The 18,956-nt window shown below is 73.4% G+C and carries 16 protein-coding genes; 8 read left to right on the forward strand and 8 right to left on the reverse strand.

What is annotated here, in order from left to right; translation table 11 throughout:
• The first annotated feature begins 42 nt into the window (after positions 1-42).
• Both VSR01_RS15525 and VSR01_RS15530 read left to right on the forward strand, forming a co-directional pair.
• Complete coding sequence (locus VSR01_RS15525) at positions 43-1,401, forward strand: AAA family ATPase (protein WP_326449793.1); 1,359 nt, start codon at positions 43-45, stop codon at positions 1,399-1,401.
• A complete protein-coding gene (locus VSR01_RS15530) occupies positions 1,398-2,801 on the forward strand; it encodes a vWA domain-containing protein (protein WP_326449794.1) in 1,404 nt (467 codons plus the stop codon). The genes VSR01_RS15525 and VSR01_RS15530 overlap by 4 nt, the downstream gene beginning before the upstream one ends.
• 295 nt (positions 2,802-3,096) lie before the next feature.
• Here VSR01_RS15530 and VSR01_RS15535 read toward each other — a convergent pair whose 3' ends face one another.
• Entirely contained in the window at positions 3,097-3,429 is a 333-nt protein-coding gene (locus tag VSR01_RS15535) for a hypothetical protein (protein WP_326449795.1), read from the reverse strand.
• 242 nt (positions 3,430-3,671) lie between these two features.
• Here VSR01_RS15535 and VSR01_RS15540 point away from each other — a divergent pair, with 242 nt between their 5' ends.
• The 4 genes from VSR01_RS15540 (at position 3,672) to VSR01_RS15555 (ending at position 9,745) form a co-directional block, all read left to right on the forward strand.
• Positions 3,672-4,943 (forward strand): sensor histidine kinase, encoded by a 1,272-nt coding sequence (locus VSR01_RS15540; RefSeq protein WP_326449796.1) that lies wholly within the window; start codon positions 3,672-3,674, stop codon positions 4,941-4,943.
• A gap of 147 nt (positions 4,944-5,090) precedes the next feature.
• On the forward strand, positions 5,091-5,843 hold the full coding sequence (locus tag VSR01_RS15545) for a response regulator transcription factor (RefSeq protein WP_326449797.1): 753 nt from the start codon (positions 5,091-5,093) through the stop codon (positions 5,841-5,843).
• 206 nt (positions 5,844-6,049) lie between these two features.
• Complete coding sequence (locus tag VSR01_RS15550) at positions 6,050-7,498, forward strand: DHA2 family efflux MFS transporter permease subunit (RefSeq protein ID WP_326449798.1); 1,449 nt, start codon at positions 6,050-6,052, stop codon at positions 7,496-7,498.
• Between the two features lie 540 nt (positions 7,499-8,038).
• The gene (locus VSR01_RS15555) at positions 8,039-9,745 is read left to right on the forward strand and encodes an FAD-binding oxidoreductase (RefSeq protein WP_326449799.1); all 1,707 of its coding nucleotides are present in this window, start codon (positions 8,039-8,041) and stop codon (positions 9,743-9,745) included.
• A 57-nt stretch (positions 9,746-9,802) separates the two neighbouring features.
• Here the strand turns inward: VSR01_RS15555 and VSR01_RS15560 are convergent, their stop codons facing one another.
• The gene (locus VSR01_RS15560) at positions 9,803-10,261 is read right to left on the reverse strand and encodes an SgcJ/EcaC family oxidoreductase (RefSeq protein WP_326449800.1); all 459 of its coding nucleotides are present in this window, start codon (positions 10,259-10,261) and stop codon (positions 9,803-9,805) included.
• Between the two features lie 210 nt (positions 10,262-10,471).
• Here VSR01_RS15560 and VSR01_RS15565 point away from each other — a divergent pair, with 210 nt between their 5' ends.
• Positions 10,472-11,461 carry a TIGR03557 family F420-dependent LLM class oxidoreductase gene (locus VSR01_RS15565; protein WP_326449801.1) on the forward strand — a complete coding sequence of 330 codons (990 nt, stop codon included), beginning with the start codon at positions 10,472-10,474 and terminating at the stop codon, positions 11,459-11,461.
• A 90-nt stretch (positions 11,462-11,551) separates the two neighbouring features.
• On the opposite strand, the gene VSR01_RS15570 is transcribed toward VSR01_RS15565, so the two are convergent.
• The 5 genes from VSR01_RS15570 to VSR01_RS15590 form a co-directional block, all read right to left on the reverse strand.
• The gene (locus VSR01_RS15570; RefSeq protein WP_326449802.1) at positions 11,552-12,556 is read right to left on the reverse strand and encodes a sigma-70 family RNA polymerase sigma factor; all 1,005 of its coding nucleotides are present in this window, start codon (positions 12,554-12,556) and stop codon (positions 11,552-11,554) included.
• Between the two features lie 87 nt (positions 12,557-12,643).
• Positions 12,644-13,591, reverse strand: a complete 948-nt coding sequence (locus VSR01_RS15575) for an LLM class F420-dependent oxidoreductase (RefSeq protein WP_326449803.1) — start codon at positions 13,589-13,591, stop codon at positions 12,644-12,646.
• 150 nt (positions 13,592-13,741) lie between these two features.
• Positions 13,742-14,899, reverse strand: coding sequence for an epoxide hydrolase family protein (locus tag VSR01_RS15580; RefSeq protein ID WP_442785678.1), 1,158 nt, complete (start codon positions 14,897-14,899; stop codon positions 13,742-13,744).
• Between the two features lie 130 nt (positions 14,900-15,029).
• Positions 15,030-15,917, reverse strand: a complete 888-nt coding sequence (locus VSR01_RS15585; protein WP_326449805.1) for a hypothetical protein — start codon at positions 15,915-15,917, stop codon at positions 15,030-15,032.
• Positions 15,827-16,369 (reverse strand): hypothetical protein, encoded by a 543-nt coding sequence (locus tag VSR01_RS15590; protein ID WP_326449806.1) that lies wholly within the window; start codon positions 16,367-16,369, stop codon positions 15,827-15,829. The genes VSR01_RS15585 and VSR01_RS15590 overlap by 91 nt, the downstream gene beginning before the upstream one ends.
• 245 nt (positions 16,370-16,614) lie before the next feature.
• On the opposite strand from VSR01_RS15590, the gene VSR01_RS15595 reads away from it, so the two are divergent.
• Complete coding sequence (locus VSR01_RS15595) at positions 16,615-17,295, forward strand: NADPH-dependent F420 reductase (RefSeq protein ID WP_326449807.1); 681 nt, start codon at positions 16,615-16,617, stop codon at positions 17,293-17,295.
• Positions 17,296-17,430: 135 nt separating this feature from the next.
• Here the strand turns inward: VSR01_RS15595 and VSR01_RS15600 are convergent, their stop codons facing one another.
• Entirely contained in the window at positions 17,431-18,396 is a 966-nt protein-coding gene (locus VSR01_RS15600; RefSeq protein ID WP_326449808.1) for an LLM class flavin-dependent oxidoreductase, read from the reverse strand.
• Positions 18,397-18,956 lie beyond the last annotated feature (560 nt).

An 18,956-nucleotide genomic window follows, 5' to 3' on the forward strand; every position in this document is an offset into this window, starting at 1 on the left:
CCCCCCTGTCCGTCGTCCGCCACGAAACCCGAGGTGATGCCCATGACTCCGCCTGCCGCCCCCGCCCCCGCGCTCGCCGCCGACCCGACGCCCCCGCCCACGCCCGCGCCCGCGCCCGCGCCCACGTCAGCGGCTGCGCCCACACCCGCGCCCGCCAGCCACGCCGACCCCACATCCCCATCCCCCGCCGGTCAACTCGACCTCGCCGACCGGCTGTCCGCGCTGCTCGGCGCGGCCACGACCGAACCGCGCCCGCACGACGTGCAGGTGGAGGCGCTGACGCTGGCCGTCGCCGCCGATCTGCCGGTGCTGCTGTGGGGCGAGCCGGGAATCGGCAAGACCGCGGCGCTGCGGCAGCTCGCCGCGGGCCTGGACCTGCCGCTGACCACGGTGATCGCGAGTGTGCACGAGCCGTCCGACTTCGCCGGGCTGCCGGTGGTCGGCGACGACCCGGCCGAGCAGGGCGTGCCGATGGCGCCGCCGGACTGGGCGGTGCGGCTGGTGCGGGCCGGGCGCGGGCTGCTGTTCCTGGACGAGCTGTCCACCGCGCCGCCCGCCGTGCAGGCCGCGTTGCTCCGGCTGGTGCTCGAACGCCGGGTCGGCGCACTGCGGTTGCCGCGCGGCGTGCGGATCGTCGCGGCGGCGAACCCGCGCGCGTCGGCCGCCGACGGCTGGGAGTTGAGCCCGCCGCTGGCCAACCGCTTCGTGCACCTGCGGTGGACGCACGACCACGACGTGGTGGTGCGCGGCCTCGGCGGCGTCTGGCCGCAGGTCACGCTGCCGCGGCTCGACGCCCGGCGGCTGCCGGAAGCGGTCGCCCTCGCCCGCCGCGCGGTGTGCGAACTGCTGGCCGCACGGCCGGCGCTGGTGCACCGGATGCCGGACGGCGAGACGCGCAGGGGCGGTGCGTGGCCGTCGCCGCGCAGTTGGGAGGCGGCGCTGCGACTGACCGCGTTCGCGACCGCGGCCGGCTCCGACCGGGACGTGCTGTCGCTGCTGGTGCGGGGCACGGTGGGCGACGGCCCCGGGCTGGAACTGCTGGCGGCCCTGGACCGGATGGACCTGCCCGACCCCGAGGCGGTGCTCGCCGACCCCGCCGGAGCGGTGCTGCCCGAGCGCGGCGATTTGCGGCAGGCCGTGCTCGACGGCGTGGTCGAGGCGGTCCGCGCGCGCCCCGACGCCTCCCGCTGGGACGCGGCGTGGACGGTGATGGCCCGCGCGGTGGAGACCGGCCCGCCGGACCTGGTCGTCGTCCCCGCGAGCACCCTCGCCGCGCTGCGCCGCGACGGCTGGACCGTCCCGCCGGTCATCGAACGCCTCGCGGGGGCCGTGCAGGTGGTGCGCCGCGTCGGCGAGAGCGTCAAGGCCGCGACCGCCGACGGCGCCGGACCGCGCCGATGACCGCCACAGAGCCGACCGCGTCCGCCCCGGCCCCCGGCCCGAACCCGCCCGTCCCGAACCCCGTCCCGACCCCCGTCCCGAACCCGCCCGTCACGGCCGTCCCCGTACCGCCGTCCTCTCCCGAGCCGGCCGCGTCCGTCGCCCTCACCTTCGTACCGCCGTCCCCGGGTTTTCGTCTGGACACGGCGAAGGTGTACGCCGCGCGGCTGCACGCGGTGCGGGTGCGGCCGTATCTGGCGACGGCCCTGTTCGCGCTGCACGTGGTGGCGTCGCCCGAGGTCCCGACGATGGGCGTGGACCGGCACTGGCGGGTCTACGTCTCGCCGGGGTTCGTGGACCGCACACCGGTCGAGGAGTTGGCCGGGGTGTGGGTGCACGAGGTCTCCCACCTGCTGCGCGACCACCACGGGCGCGGCGACCGGGTGGCGCGTGACCGGGGGCTGACCGGACCGGCCGAGCGGCTGCGGATGAACATCGCCGCGGACTGCGAGATCAACGACGACGTCTACGGCGACGGTCTGCCGCGGCCCGAGGGCGCCGTGCGGCCCGAGGACCTGCGGCTGCCGCCGGGCCGGCGCATGGAGGACTATCTGCGCGGGTTCCGGCTCGGCCCGTTCACCTCGCACCTGGCCTGGCTGGACTGCGGCAGCGGCGCGGACGGCCTCGAACGCCCGTGGGAGCTGGGCCCGGACGGCGCGCACGGGCTCAGCGAACAGGAGCGCGACGCGGTGCGGTTCCGGGTGGCGCGGGCGATCGACGGACGGCCGGGCGACGCTCCCCGCGGCTGGCGGCGGTGGGCCGATGAGGCGTTCCAACCACCGCAGCCCTGGCGGCAGTTGCTCGGCGCCGCGGTGCGCTCCGCGGTGTCAGGGCCGGGCGCGGGCGAGGACTACTCCTACGGCCTGCCGGCGCGCCGCTCGGCGTCGGTGCCCGGCGCGATGCTGCCGAGCCTGCGCCGCCGGCCGCCGCGGGTGTGCGTGATCGTCGACACCTCGGGCTCGGTCAGCGACGCCGAGCTGGGCGTCGCGCTGCGCGAGGTCGCCGCGATCTCCCGCGCGGTGGGCGGCCGGCGCGACCTGGTCCGCGTGGTGTCGTGCGACGCCCAGGCGCACGGCGTGCGGGCGGTGTGCGCAGCCGAGGGCGTCGAGCTGGTCGGCGGCGGCGGCACCGACCTGCGGGCGGGCTTCGCCCGGGCGCTGCGCGACCGTCCCCGGCCGGACGCCCTCGTCGTCCTCACCGACGGCCAGACGCCCTGGCCGTCCGCGTCGCCGCCCTGCCGTACGGTCGTCGGCCTCTTCCCCCGCCGTCCCGTCGGCCCGACCGCCCACTCCCCCGCGTACGCCCGCGAGCCCGCCCCCGCGTGGGCCCGCGTCGTCGCGCTCGACGCGGCGGGCACGTGACGCTCAACGCGGCAGGCACGTGAAGTACGCGAGGCACGTCGGCCCGGAGGGTGGGGACCGGGCCCCGGCGGGTGGAGACCGGGGGCGGAGCCCGTCCCCCGGAGTTCCACCCGCCTTCCACCGCTGGGTTGAGGGAACCGGGCGCGCCGGAGCGGATGCTCGATGCCATGACCACCACCGACTGGATCATCGACATCGCGCTCGTCCTCATCGTCTTCCGGCAGATGCGCGAGGAGCGGCTCACCACCCGCACGATCGTGCTCCCGCTGGCCATCATCGGCTGGGCGGCGGCCACCTACCTGCACCACATCCCGACCGCCGGCAACGACCTGGTGCTGGCCGCCGCGGGAGCCGGCGCGGGCATCGTCTTCGGCCTCTTCGGCGGCTTGCTCACCCGGGTCCGCCTCGGCGAGGGCCGGCAGCTGTACGTCAGGGCCTCGCTGGGCGCCGCCGCCCTGTGGGTGATCAGCATGGGCTTCCGGCTCGGCTTCGCCGTATGGTCCTCGCACGCCTCCGGCGGCGCGCACGTCGCGCACTTCTCCCAGCGCCACGACATCACCAGCGCCCAGGCGTGGGTGGTGGCGCTGATCCTGATGGCGTTCGGCGAGGTCGTCGTCCGGCTGGGCACGATCGTGCTGCGCGGCCGGCTGCTGCTGGCCCGGGCCGACCGCGGGGCCGCGCCCGCCGTCGCCCCGGCCGGCCCCGCCCCGGCGCGTACGTCTGACGGGCGCGCCGCCGGTGCGTACGAGCGGAGCTGGCACCCTGGTGACCGGCGGCGGGCTCTCCCCACGGCGGGAGGGCCCGCCCGCCGTCGCCGGGACGGCCCACGGGGCCCGGCGGATGTGGGCGAGGGTGAACGGAGCGCGGGACATGGTGAACACGTGGACGGCGACCGGGCCGGCCCGCTGGCGGTTCGAGCGCCGGGACCTGCTCGGCATGACCGCCATGGTGATCTGCCTGGCGGTGTCGGTGGCCGCGGCGCCGGGCACGGCGGCGAAGGTGGCCGTGGCGGCCCTCGGCGTGTGCGCGGAGGCCGGCATGCTGCTCGGCCGCCGGATGCTGCCGCCGGACTGGGCGGTCGCCGGGGTCGCGCTGACTGTCTGCGCGGGTTTCGCCATCACGCTGCTCGCGCCGAACGGGCTCGGGGAGATCCCGGTGCTGGTCGCGGCGTCGGTGCTGCCGCGCTGCCTGGCCGAGGGGCGGATGCGCACCGCGGCCCTGGCGGTCGTCAGCGTGGGGTTCGGTGTCTCGATCATGGTGATCTCCGGCAGCGTGGCCGGACTGCTGGCCGGCCTCGGCGCGTGGTTCATAGCCGAGCGGTCGGTGGAGCACGCCGCGCTGCTGGCGGAACGCGACCGCGCGGTGGCGCTGCTCGCGGAGGTGGAGGCGTCCCGGCAGGCCCAGCAGGAGGCGGCGGCCGTCGAGGAGCGCGGCCGGATCGCCCAGGAGATGCACGACGTGCTCGCGCACAGCCTGGCGGGCCTGTCGGTGCAGCTCCAGGCGGTCCGCGCGGTCGCCGCGCGCGAGGGCGCGCCCGCGACGCTGACCGGGCCGCTGGACCGGGCCGCGGAGCTGGCCCGCGACGGGGTGCAGGAGGCCCGCGCGGCGGTGGGGGCGCTGCGGGCCGCGCCGGTGCGGGGCGTGGCCGATCTCGCGGGCCTGGTCGGGGGCTTCCCCGGCGAGGCGCGGCTGCGGGTCACCGGCCGGCCGGGCCGGCTCGCGCCGGACGCGGGCCACGCGGTGTACCGGGCGGTGCAGGAGGCGCTGACCAACGCCGCGCGTTACGCCACCGGCAGCCCGATCGACGTGAACGTGGCGTGGGAGGCCGACGAGGTCCGCGTCGCCGTCCGCGACCACGGCCTGCCCGCGGGCCGCGGCCCCTCGGGCGTCAAGGGCAGCGGCTCGGGCCTGCGCGGCATGTCCGAGCGCATCGAGTCCGCCGGCGGCACGATGACCGCGGGTCCCGTCCCCGGCGAGCCCGGCTGGCGCATCACCCTGCGGCTCCCGGCCACCCCGCAACCACCGCAGCCGCCCGCGGCGACCGCCACGCCGCCCCCGCCCCCGCCGCCGACCCGGCCGAACCCGCCCGGACCCGCCACGCCCCCGCCGGACGGCGGCGCCCCGCCCGCTGCCGGGGCGTAGGGCGGCGTCGGCGGGCTCGGCGCGGCGGGGGCGCGGGCCGTGCCGGAGTGGGGCGGTGACCGTTCGGCGGGGGGCGGGACGGCAAGATGGGGGCGTGGCAGGCCGCGGCGGCCGCGGGGCGCCGGGCTCGGGCGAGGAGGCGGACGCGTGACGATTCGGGTGCTGGTCGCCGACGACCAGGCGGTGGTGCGCGACGGCGTCGTGCTGCTGCTGGGCTCCGCGCCGGACGTCGAGGTGGTGGGCCAGGCCGGCGACGGCCACGAGGCGGTGCGGCTGGCCGCCGAGACGCGGCCCGACGTCGCCCTGGTCGACCTGCGGATGCCCGGCCTGGACGGCGTCCAGGTGACCGCCGAGCTGCTGGCCGCGGACCCGGGCGCCCGGGTGCTGATCCTTACCACGTACGCCGACGACGACGCGGTGATACCGGCGCTGCGGGCCGGCGCGGCCGGCTACCTGACCAAGGACGCCACCGGCGAGGCGGTGCTCGCCGCGGTCCGCGACGTGGCGGCGGGCCGTACGGTCCTCGACCCCGCGGTGCAGCGCCGGCTGGTCCAGCTGGTCGTCTCCGACCCCGCGCCGGCCGCCCCGCCGTCCCCCGCGGCCGTCCCCGCCGGGACGCCGGCGACGGACCCCGCCGCGGAGAGCGCGGACTCCGAGGGGAGCGCGGACCCCGCCGCGCTGCCGCCGGAGGCCGAGGGGCTGACCCGCCGCGAGGTCGACGTCGTCCGCCTGGTCGCACAGGGGCTCAACAACCGCCAGGTCGCCCGCGAGATGGTGGTCAGCCAGGCCACCGTGAAGACCCACCTCAACCACGTGCTGTCCAAGCTCGCTCTGGAGGACCGGGGCGCCCTCATCGCCTGGGCGTGGCGCCACGGCCTGGTCACCACCACGGACCGGTGATCGCCGCCCGGTGATCGCCGCCCGGTGATCCCCGCCCGGTGAGTCCCGCCCGGTGAGTCCCGCCCGGCGGCTCCCGCCCGGCGGCTCCCGGCCGCGGGTCTCGCCCGGGTGAACCCGTACCGCGGGCCCCGAACGAACAGTGTTCCACATCACAACGAACGTCGTTCGCCTTGTGACGAACACTGATCGCTAGTAGAACAGTGTTCGTGACTACTGACCAGCTCCCCACCGCCCGCACGCCCACCGCCGCCGACGCGCGGCCGACCCGCACCGCCTGGCTCGTCCTCGTCGTCGTGGTCCTCGCCGACCTCATGGACCTGATCGACTCCAGCATCGCCAACCTCGCCGGCCCCTCCATCCGCGCCGACCTCGGCGGCGGCGAGGTGACCGTGCAGTGGGTGCTCAGCGCCTACACCGCGGCCTTCGCCCTCGGCCTGGTCACCTCCGGCCGGCTCGGCGACCTGCTCGGCCAGCGCCGGCTGTTCCTGCTCGGCATGACCGGCTTCACGCTGGCCTCGCTGGCCTGCGGCCTCGCGCCCAGCGCCGGCTTCCTGATCGTCGCCCGCACCCTCCAGGGCCTGTCCGGGTCGGTGATGATCCCGCAGGGCCTGGCCCTGGTGAAGGTCGTCTTCCCGCCGCGGCACCTGCGCAAGGCGCTGACCCCGGTCGGTCCGCTGATGGGCATGACCATGGTCGCCGGGCCGATCCTGGCCGGCTGGCTGCTGCACCTGGACCTGTTCGGCAGCCAGTGGCGCTCGATCTTCCTGATCAACGTCCCCTTCGGCGTCGCCGCCGCGCTGCTCGGCCGGCGCGTGCTGCCGCGCGAGGGCGGCGAGGACCGGGCCGCCCGTCTCGACCTCGTCGGGGTCGGCCTGCTCACCGCGGCCTCGGCGCTGCTCGTCGTCCCGCTCATCCAGGGCCGCGAGCTGGGCTGGCCCGCCTGGACGTACGCGATGCTCGCCGCCTCGGTCGCCCTGCTCGCGCTCTTCGTGGTCTCCCAGCGGCGCACCGCGCACCCGGTCATCGCGCCGACCCTGTTCCGCAAGCGCAGCTTCGTCGTGGGCCTGGCGGTCGTCGCCGGGTTCTACGCGTCACTGAGCGCGTTCGTCCTGGTGATCAACCTGCTGCTGCAGCAGGGCATGCACTGGACGCCGCTGCGCACCGGCCTCACGCTCATCCCGTGGGCGCTGGGCACGGCGGTGGCCGTGCTGCTCGCCGGCGCGGTGCTCGCCGAGCGGCTCGGCCGCGCCACCCTGCACCTGGGGCTCTTCCTCGCCGTCGCCGGCCTGCTGGCCCTGTGGTGGTCCGTCGCGCACTGGGCCGACGCGATCACCGTCTGGAAGCTGGCCCCCGCGCTGCTGCTCACCGGATTCGGCTCCGGTCTGGTCTTCGTGCCGCTGGTCGACTTCATCATCGGCGACGCCACGCCCGAGGAGGTCGGCACCGGCGCGGGGCTGCTCAACGCGGTCCAGCAGTTCGCCGGAGCGATCGGCGTCGCGGCCCTCGGCACGGTCTTCTTCGCCCGCGCCGGCCACCCCTCGGCGCACTCCTACCGGTCAGCCGCGGAGCTGGTCTTCGCGATCACCGCGGGGCTCAACGTCCTCACGCTGCTGCTGGTCGGCCTTCTGCCCCGGCACGCGCAGCAGGCGCACTGAGGCCGCGGAATTATCCCGCTCGGGCCCGCCGTACGCTTCTCCTGAATTGCCCTCACCATTTCTCCACCCTCGCAACGAAAAGGCAAAAATTACCGGCGGAACTCCTCGCCGCATTTTTCACCGCGCCGCCGCGAGCCGCCGTCCACGCCTTTCCCGGTGGCCACACGCTGAACACCGACGACATCCGCCCCGCTGTCATCAGGTGCGTTCCGGAGTCTGCACACAGCGCAGTCCACCCAGGTGATCGGCGCTTTCCGGCGGCATCGGAATGCCGCGGCACGCTCGGCGGAAGCTGTGCGTTCCCGGACCGTCGCACAGCGTCGCAGCCCGCTTCCGCGGCCGTAACGGAATGCCCCGTACCGCGGCCGGCCGCCGATTACTGAATCCTTGACACGGCTCTCCGCCGCAGTGGTAATTTTCGCAGCAGAATCGCCGCGGTCGAATCCACGCATTCCGGCGGCGACCAAGCGGAACAGGGGGAGTCTGTCGTGGAACTCGAAGTGCGGGAGCGGGTCCGGGCGGCACGAGGGGGACGCGCGGATGACGCGGGACAGCAGCGGGGTGAACCGCCGGAGTTTCCTGGCCGGGTGCACGGCGGGGGTCGGCGCCGCCGCCGTGCTCGGCGCCGTGGGCGACACACCGGCGTTCGCCGACGCGCGGGGAACGGCCGACGCGCAGGGGTCGGCCGGCGCCCGCACCGCGACGCCCGCGTCCGCCGTCACCGCGGCCGACCAGCAGTATCCGGACCTGGTGCGAGCGCTCAACGCCCGCTACGTCGCCGCCCCCGACCTGGTCGAGGTGGTCGACACCCCGTCCCAGATACCCGCGATCGTCGCCTCGGCGGTCAAGGCGGGCAAGCAGCTGTCGGTGCGCAGCGGCGGCCACTGCCTGGAGGACTTCGTCTACAACCCGGACGTCAAGGTCGTCATCGACCTGACGAACATGAACCACATCTGCTACGACAGCACCTACAACGCGATCTCCGTGGAGTCCGGGGCGACCCTGCTGGACGTCTACACCAAGCTCTACCAGACCTGGGGGATCACCCTGCCCGGCGGCATCTGCTACTCCGTGGGCATGGGCGGCCACGTCAGCGGCGGCGGCTGGGGCTGGCTGACCCGGCGCAACGGCCTGATCGTCGACCATCTGCACGGCGTCGAAGTGGTGCTGGTCGACGCCACCGGCTCGGTCCGCACGGTGGTCGCCACCCGGGACCCCGCCGACCCCAACCGCGACCTGTGGTGGGCGCACACCGGGGGCGGCGGCGGCAACTTCGGCGTCGTCACCCGCTACCTGTTCCGCTCGCCCGGCGTCACCTCCACCGACCCGCGCAAGCTGCTGCCGCCGCCCCCGGCGCAGGTGCTGTTCAACGTGATCGGGTGGGCCTGGGACGAGCTGACCGAGGACGAGTTCGTGCGGCTGGTGCACAACTACTCGCAATGGCACGCGGACAACATCTCGCCGACCAGCCCCACCCGGTTCCTGGCCAGCTTCCTGGTGATGAACCACGCCTCCAACGGCCAGATCGGCCTGCTCACCCAGGTCGACGCGGGCGCGCCGAACGCCGAGCAGATCCTCGACGACTACCTGGCCTTCATCAACGACGGCGTCAGCACGCAGGCCGGCGCGGTCTCCCGGCGGATGGGCGACTTCGCGGCGCTCCCCGAGGCCGTCACCCCGCTGCGGCTGCCGTGGCTGCAGGCCACCCGGATGACCAGCACCACCAACCCGCTGCTCAACGACCCGACCCTGCGCGCCGAGTACAAGTCGGCGTACGTCAAGACCGCCTTCCGGCCCGAGCAGGCGCAGGCGATGTACCGGCAGTTGACCCGTACCGACATCCACAACCCGGACATCAGCATCCAGTTGACCTCGTACGGCGGCGTGGCCAGCGGTGTCGCGGCGGACGCCACCGCGGCGCCGCACCGCTCGGCGGCGTTCAAGATGCTGTGGTCGGTGCAGTGGAACGACCCGGCGGACGACGCCACCTACATCGGCTGGGCCCGCGACAGCTACCGCGACGTGTGGGCGGCCACCGGCGGGGTGCCGGTGCCCGACGACGTCACCGACGGCTGCTACGTGAACTACGCGGACGCCGATCTGAGCGACCCGGCCTTCAACACCAGCGGCGTCCCGTGGTCGACGCTCTACTACAAGGACGCCTACCCGCGGCTGCAGCGGATCAAGAAGAAGTACGACCCGCGCAACGTCTTCCGGCACCGCCAGTCCATCGAACTGCCCTCCTGATCAGCCGATCCGCGGGCCGGCCCGGGCGCCCGGGGCCGGCCCGCGCAGTCGCCCCCGCTACTTCTCCCCCTCGCCCTTCAGCGCGCCGTCCGCGCGCCGGCCGTTCTGGTAGGCGGCGACGAGATATCCGCCGTCCTCCTGCCGGGCCGCGACCCAGGTGGCGCGCAGCGCGCGGTCCCAGACGAAGGTGTCCTCGCCCGGCGCCACCACGCCGCCCTCGGTGACGATCGCCGCGAGCCCCGGCGCGATCCAGTGGAAGCTGACCACGTCCGCGATCAGCCGCGTCCCCTTGTGCGGGCCGGCGAACGACAGCGCGAGTTCCCTGGCGATGTGCTCGCGGCCCTCGAAGAACCGGTCGCCCGACAGGATCAGGGTGGCGTCCTCCGTATAGACGGCAGCGAACTCCTCGGCGTCGTTCCGGTCCCACGCGGCGTTGACCCTGGACACCACCTGGACCGCTGCCGCGGCCTCGGAATCCAGGTTTTCGACGCTCGACGTGAGCGTACTCGTCGTCATGAACATCTCCTCTTCCCCGTTGCCCTCAACTCTTCCTGAGATCCCCCGAACGACCGGCCGGCGAAGAACTCCGGCGGCGGGCGCAATCAAAGGGCTGGGTGCAATATCCAGCGTCCGTTGGGGGTGTGACCCAGGCCTCTTCCATATTGCTTTCGTCCACTATTGGGGACATGCCGCGCAGGATGAGAACTCCGCCGTATCATTGTTCTCATGAGTAACATTCAGATCGGTATTGCGGCTGCACTCGAGCAGTTCTCGCCCCGGGAGTCGATCCGCCTCGCGGCGCTCGCGGAGCAGCACGGATTTTCCGGGCAGATGGCCGCCGACCACTTCCAGCCGTGGGTCCCGGCGCAGGGCGAGGCGTCGTTCGTGTGGAGCGTGCTCGCCTCGCTCGCCGAGAACACCGGCGGCGACCTCGGCCCCGGAGTGACCTGTCCCTCGTTCCGCCTGCACCCGGCGATGGTCGCGCAGGCGGCGGCCACCCTGGAGGCGACGTACCCGGGCCGCACCTGGCTGGGCATCGGCTCCGGCGAAGCGCTCAACGAGCATGTGATCGGCGGCTACTGGCCGGAGGCGCCCGAGCGGGTGCGGCGGATGCTGGAGGCGCTGGAGGTGATCAGGAAGCTGTTCAGCGGCAAGGACGTCAAGCACCAGGGCGAGTTCTTCAAGCTGCACACCACCCGGCTGTGGACGCTGCCCGACACCCCGCCGCCGGTGTACATCGCCTCCGCCGCCCCGTACACCTCGCGCAAGACCGGCGAGCTGGCCGACGGGCTGATCACGCCCGGCGCGTCGCTGGACAAGCTCGCCATGGTGCTGGAGAACTTCGGCATCGGCGCCCGCAAGGCCGGCAAGGACCCCGACACCATGCCCAAGCTCCTCCAGGTGCACCTGTCGTGGGCGCCCACCGACGAGGAGGCGTGGACCAACGCGATGGAGCAGTGGCCCAACGGCGGCATGAAGTTCCCCAAGGCCGACGTGCGGTCGCCGTTCGACTTCGCGCAGATGGCCAAGCTGGTGCGGCGCGAGGACTTCGAGGGCCGCATGGTCGTCAGCTCCGACCCGGACGTCCACCGCGCCTCCCTCCAGAAGTACGTCGACGCCGGCTTCAACCGGATCTACATCCACAACGTCGGCCGCAACCAGGACGAGTTCCTGGAGGTCTTCGGCCGCGAGGTGCTGCCCAAGCTCACCGCCTGACCCGTCCCCGTCCGCCGCTCACCCGGTCCGCGCCGGTCACCGCCGGTCAGCGCCGGTCAGCGCCGGTCACCGCCGGTCAGGGGACCGGCCTCACGCTTCGGCCTCCCGCGTCTGCGGGAGGCCGAACGCGTCGAACAGCGAGGCGTCGCCGAAGACGGTGATCCGCGCGATCGCGCCGTCCGCCACCGTCAGCACCGCGATCCCGTACGCCCGGTACGTGCCGTCCGCCCCGCGGTAGTAAGCGCCCGCGGCCGGCTGGCCGTTGGCGCGGGTCGGCGTCATCAGCCAGTCGCCGGGCCGGCCCATCACCTTGGCCAGGTAGGCGGTGCAGGTGACCAGTCCGGAGAACCAGGTGCGCGACGGCGTCATCTCCAGCACCGCGTCCTGCCGCAGCACCTTTTCGAGACCGGAGATGTCGGCCTGCTCGAAGGCCGACATGTACTTCTCCAGCAGCGCCCGCTGCTCCGGCTCGGTGGGCTCGGTGACCTGGTCGGCGTCGGGGGCGGCCTCGGCGATCCGGCCGCGGGCGCGCTGCAGCGCGCTCTTGACCGCCGCCTCCGACATGTCCAGCACCTGCCCCACCTCCGAGGTCGGCAGATCGAGTACGTCCCGCAGGATGAGCACCGCGCGCTGCCGCGGCGGCAGGTACTGCAGGCTGGCCACCACCGCCAGCCGCAGGCTCTCGCGCGCCGCGACGACCGCCGCGGGGTCCGCGGTGTCGGGCGAGCCGCCGGCCACGAAGGCGTCCGGCAGCGGCTGCAGCCAGGACACGTCCGACCCCGCCATCGCCAGCGGCGCCTCGGCGTCCTCGCTGGGCGCGCCGAGACCCGACGGCAGCGGGCGCCGGCCGCGCCGCTCCAGCGCCGTCAGGCAGGCGTTGGTGGCGATGCGGTAGAGCCACACCCGCACCGAGGAGCGCCCCTGGAAGCCGTCGTACGAGCGCCAGGCCCGCAGATACGTCTCCTGGACGAGGTCCTCGACCTCGTCCACCGAGCCGAGCATGCGGTAGCAGTGGGCGAGGAGCTCCGTGCGGAACATCTCGGTGGCGCGGACGAACCCTCCCGAGTCGGGCGGCGAGTCCGGTGACTGCGGCATCGGGCCAGTCTAACGAGAGGACGGGTTCCCGCCGGGCACGCGTGGAGATCCGGGGTGGCGTGCCCGGCGGGAGACTTGGATCGGCCGTCAGCCGATGAACTCCTCGGCGAACTGCCGCAGCAGGTCCGTCTGGAGCGTGTCGGGGAAGCTGATGACGAACTCCTGCACCCCGGCCTCCTCGTAGCCGGCGATCCGTTCGCGGATCGTGTCGACCGTGCCGACCAGGCCGTAGGTGCTGATGTCGCCGGGGAAGACGGCGGGCGCCCACTGCGGGACCCGCGCGGCCGCCTTCTCGTCGGTCTCGTCGATCACCGAGTGCATCAGCACGCTGCGACGGATGCTGTCGTAGTCGCGCCCGGCGTCCTCGCAGTGCTGCCGGAGGATGCCGAACTTCCGTCCGACCTCGGCGGCGTCACCGATCACGTTGCAGTAGTCGCCGTACTGCGCGACCAGCTTCAGCGTGACCTTCTCGCCGCCGCCGGCGATCATCATCGGGATGTGCGGCTGCTGGATGCCCTTGGGCTGGTTGACCGCTCCGCGCACGGTGTAGTGCTTGCCCTCGAAGGTGACCTCGTCCTCGGTCCACATCCGGCGGATGATCTGCACGGCCTCCTCCAGCTGCCGCAGCCGCTCGCCGGCGGCGGGGAACTCGAAGCCGTAGCCGTGGTAGTCCGCCTCGTACCAGCCGGCGCCGATGCCGAAGGTGAAGCGGCCGCCGCCGAGCACGTCGGCGGTCGAGGCCATCTTCGCCTGGAGCGCCGGGTTGTGGTAGTTGTTGCATGTCGCGAGCTGTCCGATGCGGATGCGCTCGGTCTCCCGCAGCAGTGCGACGGTGGTGGTCCAGCACTCGAAGAGCATTTCCTGCGAGGGCGGGACCGTCATCATGTGGTCAGCCACCCAGATGGTGTCGTATCCGTACTCCTCGGCGGCCTTCGTCCACCGGAGCAGGGCGTCGAGCGCCTCGGCCGGGTCGCGCCGGCCCACGAGCTCCCAGACGAACCCCTGGGGGAGTCCGACGCTGTACTTGATCGCCATAGCCGGTCGGTGTCCTTTCACATGTGCTGCTGTGCCTGCCGTCGGTATAGAGACCAGGCGGACCGCGCAAAGGAATCGCGATCCGCCGAGATCTTTTTCGGAATGTCCCGCTCCGCCCCCGCGCCGGCACGGGCCGGGCCCGGCCGGTGCTCAGAGCTTGCGCAGCACCTGGCCGAAGGACTGCAGGTCGGAGACGAACTGCTCGGGTTCCTCCATGGCGGCGAAGTGCCCGCCCCGCTCGTAGTAGGTCCAGTGCACGATCGAGGAGAAGTCCCGCTCGGCGAACCGGCGCACCGGCAGGAACAGCGACTTCTCGTACTGCGCGACGCCCAGCGGCACGCTGATCGGCGGGTAGCGGCCGATGATCGAGGTGATCGGCAGCCCGGCGCGGTTCTCGACGTAGGTCTGCGCCGAGGAGCCGGCCGTCGCGGTCAGCCAGTAGATCGAGATGAGCGTCAGCATCCGGTCGCGGTCCACCGCGTCCTCGGGGACGTCGGTGGCGCCCGCCCAGTCCCGGAACTTCTCCGCGATCCAGGCGAGCTGCCCGACCGGCGAGTCGGTGAGGCCGTAGGCGACCGTGTGCGGCCGGGTGGCCTGCTGCTTCATCGAGCCGGCCAGCATCTCCAGGAAGTGGTCGGTGCGGGCCATCCGCGCCCGGTCGTCCTCACTGAGGCCCTCCAGCTCCGCGGGGTCGCCGCTGTGCATGGTCAGCATCAGGTTCAGGTGGATCGCCCGCACGTGCTCGGGGTCGACCAGGCCGAGCAGCACCGAGACCACCGCGCCGAAGTCCGCGCCCTGGGCCACGTAGCGGTCGTAGCCCAGGCTGCTCATCAGCTGGGCCCACAGGCCCGCGACCCAGGCCAGGTCGCCGCCGCGCTTCTTCAGCGGGCCGGAGAAGCCGTAGCCGGGCATCGAGGGGATGACCAGGTCGTAGGCGACCTCGGCGTCCAGGCCGTGCGCCCGCGGGTCGGTCAGCGGGCCGATGACGTCGAGGAACTCCACCACCGAGCCGGGCCAGCCGTGCGTGACGATCATCGGGATCGCGTCCGGCTCCGGCGACTTGATGTGCAGGAAGTGCACCTGGTGGCCGTCGAGCTCGGTGCGGAACTGCGGGTAGCGGTTGAGCTCGGCCTCGGCGGCGCGCCAGTCGTAGGTGGTGCGCCAGTAGTCGGCCAGCTCCTTCAGGTACGCGGTGGGCACACCGCGCTCCCATCCGTCCTCGATCAGCTCCGGCCAGCGGGTGTCGGCCAGCCGGCGGCGCAGGTCGTCGAGGTCGGCCTGCGGTATGTCCACGCGGAACGGTTCCATGTCGGGTGCCCCTTCCTTCTCGTCCTTCTCGTCCTTCTCGTCCTTCTCGTGCAATGGCTCGGGGAGCGGCTCGTGGAGCTGTTCGGGGAGCGGCTCCGGAAGCGGCTCGTGCAGCGGCTCGTACCGCGGGTCATGAAGCGGGTCGCGGCGCGGCCGGCGACGCGGCGCTCGCGGCGGTCGGCGGCGCGGGCGGGCGCGGCGCGGGCAGCGGCCGGGCCGGCCGCAGGAACCCGCTGACCAGCACCCGCAGCAGCGTCCTGGGCAGCATCAGCGCCTGCGGCGGGTCCAGCAGTCCGGCGACCCGCATGAGCGCCGCGGTGACCTGGGAGTCCAGCGACGCGGCACGCTGCAGGCGGGCGGTGTACGCGTTCAGCAGCCGCACCTTGCGGGTGCGCGGGCCCGGGACCTGCGGGTAGGCGAGGTCGCTGCCGGCCGCCATCTCCCACGGCGTGTCCACCACCGCGGCCACGTCCCGCAGGAAGCGCATCCCCGACGGCCGCCCCGGCGCGGCCAGGTGCTCGCGCAGCGTCAGTGCCTCCAGCGCCGCCACGCTCATCCCCTGTCCGTAGACCGGGTTGAAGCTGCACACCGCGTCGCCCATCACCAGCAGCCCGCCGGGGAAGGCCGGCAGCCGCTCGTAGCGCCGCCGCACGCTGGCCGGGAAGGTGAACCTCACCGGGTCGTCCAGCGGCTCCGCGTCGCGCAGCGCCCGCGCGATGTCGGGCACGGCGAGCGAGTGCAGGAACGCCTCGAACCCCTCGGGGTCGGTCGGCGGGTGGTCCCCCAGCATGCCGTTGAGGGTCAGGATGTACGTGTCGGGGCCGACCGGTGCGAAGAACGCGCCGCGGTGGTGCTCGGCGAACGGGATCACGTTGATCGCCGGGGCGCCGCGCGGCATCCGGTAGTGCCGGGTGGCGTAGGCCAGCCCTATGCGTATGCGCTCTTCCTCGGGGCGCTCGTAGCCCAGCGCCTCCAGCCAGGCCGGGGTGCGCGAGCCGCGGCCGGTGGCGTCCACCACCAGGTCCGCCTCCAGCGTGCGGACCTCCGGCCCGCCGGCCCCGCCGGCGGGCGGACCTTCACCCCGGTGACGCGGGTGCCGTCCGCGGTGGCGGTCGGCTCCAGGATGTCGTGCTCCTCCAGGAAGACCACGTTCGCCCGCGCGGCCACCCTCGCGCGCAAGTGCGCCTCCAGCACCGGGCGGCGCGAGGCGACGCTCAGCAGGCCGGTGTCCGCCAGACGCACCCGGCGGTTGGTGAAGTACCAGTGGATCTCGCCGATGTCGTAGGTCGGCACACCGGTACGGCTCAGCTCGTCGGTGATCCCCGGGAACAGCTCCTCCATGATCATGTGCCCGCGGGCCAGCAGGCCGTGCGCGTGCACGTTGTGCGGAGCGCCGGTGCGCGGCTCGCGCACGCCCAGCAGCCTGTCCCTGTCGACGACGACGACTTCCTGATAGGAATCGGCGAGCACGCGGGCCGCGAGCGTCCCCGCGATGCTCCCCCCAGAACGATGGCGCGGTGCTTGCTCTCAGTCATGGCCTCAGTCTCGGATCGGGCAGATGGCTCAAACCTCTCCCTGCTTGCGCCGTCCGGCGCCCGGAAGGGGCGGTTTCGCGTCACTGTGCGCGGACGCGGTGTTACGTTCGTAGGGAAGCTGCCGCGCCGGGGTCGGCCTTCACCCACCCACTCCACTTCCATCGGGAGCAGAGGATCATCATGAAGATCGCAGTCGTGGGCACGGGATTCGCCGGCCGGACACTCGCGGGGGGCCTCGCCGAGCTGGGGCACCAGGTCGTCATCGGCACGCGTGACGTGGCCCAGACGCTGGCCAGGACCAAGCCCGACGTGATGGGGAACGTCGCCTATCCGGTCTGGGCGCAGACGCACGGACACATCGGCCTGGCCCCCTTCGCGGAGGCCGCCGAGGGCGCCGACTTCTTCGTCAACGCGACCTCCGGCGCGCACTCCGTGGAGGCGCTGACCGCCGCGGGAGCGCGGAACCTGGCGGGCAAGGTGTTGCTGGACGTCTCCAATCCGCTGGACTTCCAGAACGGTTTTCCGCCGAACCTGTTCGTCAAGGACACCGACTCGCTCGGCGAGCAGATCCAGCGCGCCTTCCCCGAGGCCCGCGTGGTCAAGTCGCTCAACACCATGGTCGGCAACCTCTTCGTGACGCCGAAGGCGGTGGCCGACGGCGACACGACGGTCTGGGTCTCCGGGGACGACGCGGAGGCCAAGCGGACCGTCACCGAGCTGCTGACGCAGTTCGGCTGGAGCGACGTCATCGACCTCGGCGGCATCGCGACCGCGCGCGCCACCGAGATGATGGTGCAGGTCAGGCTGTTGACGATGACCAGCATCGGCACGCCGATGTTCAACTTCAAGATCGCGCGCTGAGCCGTCCGACGGAGCAGGCGGTGCTGCGGAGCCCCCGTCAGAATCCGCAGCACCGCCGCATCGGCGGGCGGAAGGGAAACGCCCGCGCCCTGGGTATGGCCTCATGGTCGGGGTCGACATCCGGCCGGCGTCCGGTCAGTCCACGGCCAGCTCGTGGAGCGCGGGCACCACGTCGTCGGCGATGGCCCGCAGGTGCCGCTCGTAGTCGTCGAACGCGCCGATCCGCAGCACGATCTGCCGGGCGCCGGCGTCGACGTACCGCCTGAGCCAGTCCACGAACGCCGAGGTCGAGCCGCCGAAGTAGAGCTGGAATCCGGACATCGTGTCGACCGGCAGGTTGTTGTAGCGGTGGGTGTAGTCCTCCAGGCCCGCCCGCGCCTGGTCGCGGTCGTCGTTGATGTTGACGGTGGTGTACAGGCACCTCGTCAGCGACTGCGGGTCCCGCCCGGCCTCGTGCAGCAGGGTGTCGATGGCCAGGCGGTTGGCGGCGTACTCCTCGGGCGTGACGCGGATCGGCATCCAGCCGTCGTAGTGCCGGGCGATCCGCCGGGCAGCGCGCGGCTTGCCGTTGCCCGACAGCCACAGCGCCGGGCCGCCCTTCTGCAGCGGCAGCGGCTGGTCCCGCAGCGGGCGCAGGTCGTAGTACTTGCCGACCAGGTCGCCGTCCTCCTCGTTCCAGGCGATCTGCCAGCCGGCGACCATCTCGTCCATCCGCTCCAGGCGTTCGCCGAACGTCATCACCTCGGCGTCCAACTCCGCCTTGACCGGCAGCGGGAACCCCGCGCCCAGGCCCATCCGCAGGCGTCCGCCGCTGAGTTGGTCCAGCGTGACGATGACGTGGGCGAGCGCGACCGGGTTGCGCGGCGGCACGATCAGCGCGCCGGTTCCGATGGTGACGCGCTCGGTCATCGTGGCGACCGCCGCCAGCAGCGTCATCGGCTCCAGCCGGTGCCGGGCGACGTACGCGTCGCCGGCGTAGACCGCGTCGAAGCCCAACTCCTCGATCTGGCGGGCGATCTTGAGCAGCGGGCTCGCGTCGGCCGCGCCCAGGATGGCCACTTCGCGCGTGGGCAGGGCGACGCCGACCTTGACCCCAGACATCTCTACCTCCATCGACGTGGCGGTTCGGCGCAGGGCCGCACGCGGGTCCGCGCCAGCGCGGCTTGATCCCGACGGCAGCAAGGCCGTTTTTCAGCCATCTGTCAGCCTCTCCATTCCATCGTCGCCTCGCCCTCCGGCGCCAACCTCTTCTGAATTGCCCTGGAATGCCGGAAAACGGAGGCACCCAGTCCAGAAGCGCCAGGGCCTGCGGCATCGCACACCGGGCGGGCCCTCACTCCATCCGGTCACTCTGAGCAACTGTCACCCCACCCGCACCTGGCACCTCCCGAGCCTCCTGGGTGCGTGCCGAGCACCTCCCGGCACGGGCGGCGCGCCGAACGCCTCCCGGCGCGGGCCGAGTCGGGGCGAGCGCCTCCCGGCCCGGGCCGAGTCGGGGCGAGCGCCTCCCGGGCCAGGCCGAGTCGGGGCGAGCGCGCGCCGCGGCGGTCCCTCCGCCGGGGCGACGTCCCCCGAACCACCCCTCCTTGACGCTGGACGCGGGCGTGGCAGACCCTTGGGGGGCAGTTATGGGAGCGCTCCCATACACGACCACCCGGCCG

Source organism: Actinacidiphila sp. DG2A-62 (assembly GCF_035825295.1).
GTDB lineage: Bacteria > Actinomycetota > Actinomycetes > Streptomycetales > Streptomycetaceae > Actinacidiphila.

Excerpts from the sequence above, each read along its gene's own strand:
- VSR01_RS15580 (WP_442785678.1), bottom strand. The coding sequence starts at position 14,899 with ATGGAACCGTTCCGCGTGGACATACCGCAGGCCGACCTCGACGACCTG.
- VSR01_RS15540 (WP_326449796.1), top strand. The coding sequence starts at position 3,672 with ATGGTGAACACGTGGACGGCGACCGGGCCGGCCCGCTGGCGGTTCGAG.
- VSR01_RS15555 (WP_326449799.1), top strand. The coding sequence starts at position 8,039 with ATGACGCGGGACAGCAGCGGGGTGAACCGCCGGAGTTTCCTGGCCGGG.
- VSR01_RS15575 (WP_326449803.1), bottom strand. The coding sequence starts at position 13,591 with ATGGCGATCAAGTACAGCGTCGGACTCCCCCAGGGGTTCGTCTGGGAG.
- VSR01_RS15600 (WP_326449808.1), bottom strand. The coding sequence starts at position 18,396 with ATGTCTGGGGTCAAGGTCGGCGTCGCCCTGCCCACGCGCGAAGTGGCC.
- VSR01_RS15565 (WP_326449801.1), top strand. The coding sequence starts at position 10,472 with ATGAGTAACATTCAGATCGGTATTGCGGCTGCACTCGAGCAGTTCTCG.
- VSR01_RS15525 (WP_326449793.1), top strand. The coding sequence starts at position 43 with ATGACTCCGCCTGCCGCCCCCGCCCCCGCGCTCGCCGCCGACCCGACG.
- VSR01_RS15570 (WP_326449802.1), bottom strand. The coding sequence starts at position 12,556 with ATGCCGCAGTCACCGGACTCGCCGCCCGACTCGGGAGGGTTCGTCCGC.
- VSR01_RS15530 (WP_326449794.1), top strand. The coding sequence starts at position 1,398 with ATGACCGCCACAGAGCCGACCGCGTCCGCCCCGGCCCCCGGCCCGAAC.
- VSR01_RS15595 (WP_326449807.1), top strand. The coding sequence starts at position 16,615 with ATGAAGATCGCAGTCGTGGGCACGGGATTCGCCGGCCGGACACTCGCG.
- VSR01_RS15560 (WP_326449800.1), bottom strand. The coding sequence starts at position 10,261 with ATGACGACGAGTACGCTCACGTCGAGCGTCGAAAACCTGGATTCCGAG.